General features: G+C 60.9%; 6 protein-coding genes and 1 pseudogene. 2 read left to right on the plus strand and 5 right to left on the minus strand.

From position 1 onward, the window contains the following. Nucleotides 1-111 precede the first annotated feature (111 nt). Nucleotides 112-810, minus strand: coding sequence for a TetR/AcrR family transcriptional regulator (locus FB547_RS33125; protein ID WP_261380485.1), 699 nt, complete (start codon nt 808-810; stop codon nt 112-114). A 45-nt stretch (nt 811-855) separates the two neighbouring features. On the opposite strand from FB547_RS33125, the gene FB547_RS33130 reads away from it, so the two are divergent. Both FB547_RS33130 and FB547_RS33135 read left to right on the plus strand, forming a co-directional pair. Further along, nucleotides 856-1,272 (plus strand): 4-oxalocrotonate tautomerase, encoded by a 417-nt coding sequence (locus tag FB547_RS33130; protein ID WP_145747823.1) that lies wholly within the window; start codon nt 856-858, stop codon nt 1,270-1,272. Nucleotides 1,273-1,349: 77 nt separating this feature from the next. After that, nucleotides 1,350-1,745, plus strand: coding sequence for a VOC family protein (locus FB547_RS33135; RefSeq protein WP_145747824.1), 396 nt, complete (start codon nt 1,350-1,352; stop codon nt 1,743-1,745). Nucleotides 1,746-1,888: 143 nt separating this feature from the next. On the opposite strand, the gene FB547_RS33140 is transcribed toward FB547_RS33135, so the two are convergent. From FB547_RS33140 to FB547_RS33155, 4 genes and pseudogenes are all read right to left on the minus strand, one after another. Continuing rightward, the gene (locus FB547_RS33140) at nt 1,889-2,521 is read right to left on the minus strand and encodes a methyltransferase family protein (protein WP_261380486.1); all 633 of its coding nucleotides are present in this window, start codon (nt 2,519-2,521) and stop codon (nt 1,889-1,891) included. A 586-nt stretch (nt 2,522-3,107) separates the two neighbouring features. Continuing rightward, nucleotides 3,108-3,409: pseudogene (locus FB547_RS33145) on the minus strand (IS3 family transposase); the annotation flags it as partial. A 135-nt stretch (nt 3,410-3,544) separates the two neighbouring features. Then, nucleotides 3,545-4,069 (minus strand): ferritin-like domain-containing protein, encoded by a 525-nt coding sequence (locus FB547_RS33150; protein WP_145747826.1) that lies wholly within the window; start codon nt 4,067-4,069, stop codon nt 3,545-3,547. 758 nt (nt 4,070-4,827) lie between these two features. Further along, nucleotides 4,828-6,105, minus strand: coding sequence for a serine hydrolase domain-containing protein (locus FB547_RS33155; RefSeq protein ID WP_261380487.1), 1,278 nt, complete (start codon nt 6,103-6,105; stop codon nt 4,828-4,830). Nucleotides 6,106-6,484: the final 379 nt, after the last annotated feature.

The following is a 6,484-nucleotide window of genomic DNA, read 5'->3' on the forward strand; positions in this document are numbered from 1 at the left end:
CGGCGGTGTATGTTTTCCATGATCCGGCGAAGGACGCGTTCACAACATTCGTTCAGCTCTGCTGAACTCGCGGCATGAGGACAATCACCAAGACGACCTTACAAGCCACGCTCAAGCGGCTTTCTTGGCCGAAGTCTTTCCGCTTGGCGCACCGAGCAATGCGTGTTCCGTCCCTGCAGCGATCTGGTCCGCGAAGGCGCCGCTCCCGACAGCACGTGCGAGCGTGACAGCGCCCGCAAGCGAAGAGAGGGCGGCGCAAGCGGCTCCCACCTCCCGTGGCGCACCTGGTGAGGCGGGACCATCGACGATCGCCTGTGCAACGTCGCGCAATGCCTTCTCAAACGTCGTACGGGAGGCTTCGTCCGATCGCGCCACTTCCGCCGGCATCGTCTGCAGCGTGCAACTCTCTGACAAGTCGCACGTGCGCTTGGCACTGAGGTAGAAGCGCACAAACTCCGCCCACCAAGCGCGTCCGTGCTTTTCTTGGAAGTACAGCACACCACCCCGCAACTCGGCCATGCCCTGTGCGACCGATTCCCGGAATGCGTGGGCCTTTGAGTCGAAATGCACGTAAAAGGCACCCGATGTCAGGCCTGCTTCCTTCGCCAGGCCGTCCACCCCGATCCCGCCGAATCCAGCCTTGCGGAACCCGCGACCTGCGCCCTCCAGGATGCGTTGCCGCGTCTGCACCTTCTGCTCGGACCTTGACACAAGAAGCTCCTTCGACATGTGAAGCCAACAATTGTAGTTGTTCAAAACACGATCGTTATGTATTATCGAATAACGGTCGTTACTTGAAATGCCCTGCATATCGCAGCGTGTGAGTCGATGCCGTTCTTTCTACTTGGAGTACCCATGCCACTTACCCTCACCCTCACCGAGGGCGTTCTCCCCAAAGGCCGAGAAAAAGTCGCCTTCAGCCGACTGTCCGATGCCATGCTCAAGTGGCACGGCCTGGCGGGAAACGAGGCGATAGCGCCCAACATCGTTGGCTCGATCCACGTCTTGCCGAAGGAACACACGTATTCCGGATCCAAGGAGGCCTCCGTGGCCTTCGTGGAATGGAAGGTCCCATCCTTCGCATTCGCCAATCGGGACGTGCAAGTCGGCTATATCGAAGAGGCCACGAGCATCATTCATGAGCTGTCTGGCGAGCACCACCCGAAGGAGCGCATATGGGTCAACGTCGTGCACGCGGTGGACGGGGCCTGGGGCATTGCCGGGGCAGCCCTCACCAATGCGCAGCTCAGTGAAGGGGCGGCTTCAGCCTGACACGCCCGGGGCAGCAACACGTTCTACCGGGTGGAGCAGACAGTGTCGTGGCTCCACTCGCATCAAAGTACACCATCATGCAACTCTCGAACTATCTGTTCTTCACCACAAACTGTGATCAGGCTCTGGCGTTCTATACGGAGTGCGGTCTTGGCCGTGTCGTCGAGGTTCTGCGCTACGGAGTCGATGGCATGCCCGTGAAGAACGAGGCCATGCGCGGCAAGGTCATGCACGCGAAGTTCGAGGGACCAGGCCTGCTCTTCTATGCCTCGGACAACGAAGACGCCGAACCGATGCGGGGCTCCGCGCACTTGCTCGCGATGGACGACCGAGGTGCCACGAACAAACTCTTCCAGGCCCTGGGTGCCGACGGAACAATCACAACCCCCTTGGGCATCCAGCCCTGGGGCGACTACTACGGCAAATTGACCGATCGTTTCGGCGTCCAGTGGATGCTGAACTGCGCCGAGTGAGATCGTTGGCAGAGCGCCTCTTGAGCACGGTCTTCTTGGTCGAAGTCTCTTTTGGAGCAAGCGGAAGGTCGGCAATGGGCCCAAAGCTTCGAGGCTGCGACCGGCTACGGCCGGCCAGTTCCAGTAAACGGCTGCCCCATTTCCTACCAGACATAGGGAATGAGACGATGACGCACCTGGCTTGCATATTCGCTGTATCCGGGAAGATCGCGGCGCAAGATTTTTTCCTCATCAAGAAGCCGCCAGACAAGCACCGGCAGAATGAGCGGGACGAGACAGAGCGTGAGCCATGAGCCGAGGGCAAGCGGCATTCCGATGAAAAGCCAGAGCGCGCCAGCGTACATGGGATGACGCACATAAGCGTAGGGGCCGCTGTCGATCACTTTTTGATCGTCCGCGACGCTGATGTTGGCTGCTGCATAACTATTGACCTTCAGGACCCAGAAAATAAAGAGGAATGACAATACGATCACGACGTTCCCGACAAAGGAGAGATATGCGGGCACCGGCGAGACGCCAAATCGGTAGTCGAGTGAAGGCAGGATGATGAAAATAAAAAACGCGAGGATGATGAGCGACACGATGATCTTCTGCGGCCATTCTTTCTCATGCTGTGGTCCGGCATTCATGCGGCGTTCGAGAAGCGGCCTGTCGTGGAGGGCGAGATAGACGGTGAAGCCGATGGTCGAGGTGGCAAAGACTGCGATAAAGAGCCAGCCCTGCCAGTATTGCCACGTGCCCGCGGGCAGGAAAATGAAGGCAACGAATACGGCCATCCCCGCAACTCCTTGCGCGATGGCTTTCTTGAAGAGCGGATCCATAGTCAAGTGAGCGGTATACCCGACGCCCCGCTCCGCAACAAGCGGCCCAAGTGCGATCCCAACTCGGAGCGAACCTTGTTCAGTCTAGGGGAAGACGCGGCTTGCGCGAACAGATCCCCCTCGACTTGAACGGACGCCAAGGCGCCCCCGCCCCGGAAGATGGCCCGGCGTGAGCCCCAATCGCCACCCCCTTGATTTCCGATAACCGCTCTGGAGGGGAAGACTGGCAGCGAAGGGCCCCTTGCGCCCACAGTCTGTCCGGCTACAGTCGGCCAAGACCAGACATTCGAGCACAACCTCTGTCGTTGCCTCGACGCGACCTTCGACCATGAAGGAAATTGCAGTGCCGCGAATCTCGGCAGGTATACGCGAGTTCACCCTTCCGGCCGATGGAGTCATGCAGGTCCTCGACTGCGACGAGGTGTTCCAAGTCAACCTACGCAATCCTTCTGTCGAGATCCTTGCCCTAACTCCAACGCTTTCGAGGCCGAGCACGCTCAATCTCTGACCCGAGGGGATACGGATAAAAAGTTGGACTGCGTTATATCGCAAGTCCGAGACTTTGCCGGTATTCGACATGGCTGAGAGAGCCAAGGGAGTCGACCGTGGCGCCCTCCGGCCGAAGAAGCCTTCGCACGCCGAGTTGTCAGGCGAGCACCCCTTGCGAGCCATCGAGCGAACCAGCTTGGCGTCACCGATCCGCGATTGCCAACCAGGCCAGCGACAGTGAGCACCACGATCGGAGCGGACGAAGGGTCGGTCGTTGGTATCGACCACCGTCTCGATGGCCGCATTCGGCATCGCGTTGACGAGCTCAGCGTCTCGACGCCTGCCAATGGACCAGCCGCCAAACGCGCCAGCTCGCCCGATTCTTCGGCCAGACTGTCGAGCAGCGGCTGAGCCACATCGATGCTTCGAAATTCGGGGAGTGGAACTAGTTCTACAACTGCATCGACGACACGCACCGAACTGTCTTCGTCACGCGCCTAGACGGATTTCGCCGCGCAGCACCCGGAGCTGATCTTGGCTTTGCTGCGCGCTTGCAGCCTGGCGCTCGACCAGGTCGCGGACGTCGGGTGGCAGGTTTCGTTGCATCGCCTCGCGGTAGAGTGCGACGACTGCCTCTTCGCTACGTTCGCAGTCGTCAAGCAGTGACAACTCACTGTTGGCACCGATGGCTCCTTTCACCCGCACCCACCCCCGGTGGATGGTCGCCCCGGTCGTACCACATTCGATGGGCGAGCCCCCGTGGCGCCGAATCATTCGTTCCAAGTCATCGCAGGCCTCGTGGTACTGCGAAGCGCGCCGGTTGAACGACTGCCTCAGGCTTGATGCAGAAGGCACCTCTCGGGCACAGGTGCGAAAGCCGTATTCGCCGTCGCGCGCGTGTTCGAGCAGTTCGCTCAACACATCGACCGCCTGCTCATCGGCCGGCACATCGGCAAAAGGAACGCGATCAGCACAAGGTTGGTCGGCGCGACCCAAAAGGCTGCCATTGGCCATGATTTGCTCCTTGGTGTTGCTTGATGCGGAACAGAAATAAAACCGTCAAGGCCGCCGCGGCGCAGCCTCGCGAGCTATGGTCGCGTGCCGCAGAGCTCCCGGCGTCGTCTCCTAATGACGAGGCTTGTAGGTGTTGACCGAATCCGCAACAGCGGCAGGCGGAGCGCCATTCCGTGACTCGCTCGACACATCCGGACGAAGCATCTGCACGATCCCGGCGCAACCGTCGGCGATCACCGGCGCGGACGTTTTCCTACTGCAAGGGTCGTTTTTTCCCTTCGCCAACCGAGGTGACGCTGGCTACCGTGACAGCATACCCACCACCGAGGAAGTCACATGAAAAGCATCATCCTTTGGCTATGCGGCGTGCCCATCGGCGTCATCATCTTGTTGAAGGTATTCGGGGTCTTTTGAGGGCGACGAGGGCGATTGCCCTCTTACAAGGGCGCTCCAGTTCGGCGGTCCATGACACGGCACATGCTGCTCGGCGCGGCTCACAGGCCGTCACAGGTCAGATCCGGCAAGGCCTGCGACGCGCTCGCGGCGGCGTGAAAAAAAAAGCCTGCGTTTATAGCGGGATTGTTCCGTGAGCTTCCGTCGTTGGTCCGGCAGTTTTCGCGACGGGCTTCCGCTGTGGGTTCAAGCTCCGAGGCGCGACCGGCTGGATTCAGCCACTGCCGGACCTTCACGGCCTTCTACCGTTTTTTGCGTCATCGCCAACGCACGAGGATCGAAGCTGCCCAAAATATTCGTGCCAGTTACTTGAGCGCCGCCACCACGGCATCAAAGAACGGCACCACCGGCAATGTGCCGTTGCCCGCAGGGTCGGTCTGTGCGCCCCAGACGACAATGACCACCTTTTCCTTGCGATTGATGTAGATCTGCTGGCCCATGATGCCGTTCGCATAAAAGGCGCCGTCTGCGGCCGACGGGCCGCTCGACGGTATCCACCACAGGTAGCCATAGTTGATCGGATTGCCGCCAGTCAGCACCTTGGGCGTGCCCGCTTCCGCAATCCACCAGGTCGGCACCACCTGCTGGCCGGCCGCCATGCCGTCGTTCATCACGAACAGGCCAAAGCGACCGTAGTCGCGCAAGGTTGCGCTGATGCCGCTGCCACCGATCTCCACGCCGCCGGGCGAGTCGAGCCACCAATTGGCCTGAGCTTCCATCCCGACCTTCGACCAGATCTTCTCGGACAGGTATTGCGCCAGCGGCTTCTTGACCGCGTTGTAGACGATCTCGCCGGCCACCTGCGTCTCGCCGGTGCTGTAGTTGTAAACAGAGCCCGGTGCCGCCGCGCGAGGCAGCTTGCTCATCAGGTCCATGGCCGAGCCTGGCTTTTGGCTGATCTGCGCCTCAAGCAACTGGCGGCGGTCAGAGTTCGGATCGGTGTAGGTTTCGTTCCAACGGGCGCCCGAGGCCATCATCATCACGTTGCGAACCGTCACGCCGTCATAGGCGCTGCCCGCCAGCCGCGGCACGTATTTGATGACCTGGTCATCGATGCTGGCGATGTAGCCGTCCTTCACGGCCGCGCCGATCAGCGTCGAGGTAATCGATTTGGCCACCGACATCGACATCCAACGCGTCCGCTGCGTGTTGCCGTACTGGTAAGTCTCATTGGCGATCTTGCCGTCCTTCAGAATGAGCAGGCCCGCCACACGATTCACCGACATGAACTCGGCGAGGCTGTATGTCGCTGCGCCTACCATGAAGCTCACCTGCGTGAGCCGCGAGGCCGCCGAGGGCAGTGCAGAGGACGTGGCACCGGGTTCGATGGTGCGTGTCGGAAACAGCCGATCGATGTTGCGATAGGTGTTGACAGCCAAGTCGGGGGAAAGTGCGCCGTCGTAGATCTGGCGTACCGTGCCGATGGGTTCCGATGCATGTGGGTAGCCGCTAGGGTTGCCATCGTCCGGATTGGGCGCCCCGCCATTCGCGGGCGGAATGCCGACGATCGGAAGAGCAGCGCCGCCACCCCCACTGCCGCCCCCGCCGCCGCAAGCGGCAATCAGCATCGCCGTCGCGATCAAGAGAGCCGAAGGAGCTGTGTGCGGTGCGCACGATAGTACGAATGCCTTCTTTTGAACACCTTGATCCACGCGGCCTCCTTGTTGGTGTGACGCTCGATGAGCGATGACGATGCGCTTTCGTCCCTCGCAGCGCGCCGGCGCGATGGTTGCATATGTCCAGCTCTGCCACAAGCGCATGCGTCGCGACCCCTTGGGCTGGCCGGCACAACATGACGGGCCTGGTTCGCCGTGGGTTCGTCGCGCCGGCGCGGAGCAATTGCCCGACTAGATCAGCAGGCAGAATTCGGCCGAGGCCGTGTGGAAACGGCTTTGACTAGCGAGTATGCCGAACCCGCGCCCATGTGGGCGTCCTCGGCGCACCGAGTCATCCGGTGGTCCC

Source organism: Variovorax beijingensis, assembly GCF_007828835.1.
Lineage (GTDB): Bacteria > Pseudomonadota > Gammaproteobacteria > Burkholderiales > Burkholderiaceae_C > Variovorax > Variovorax beijingensis_A.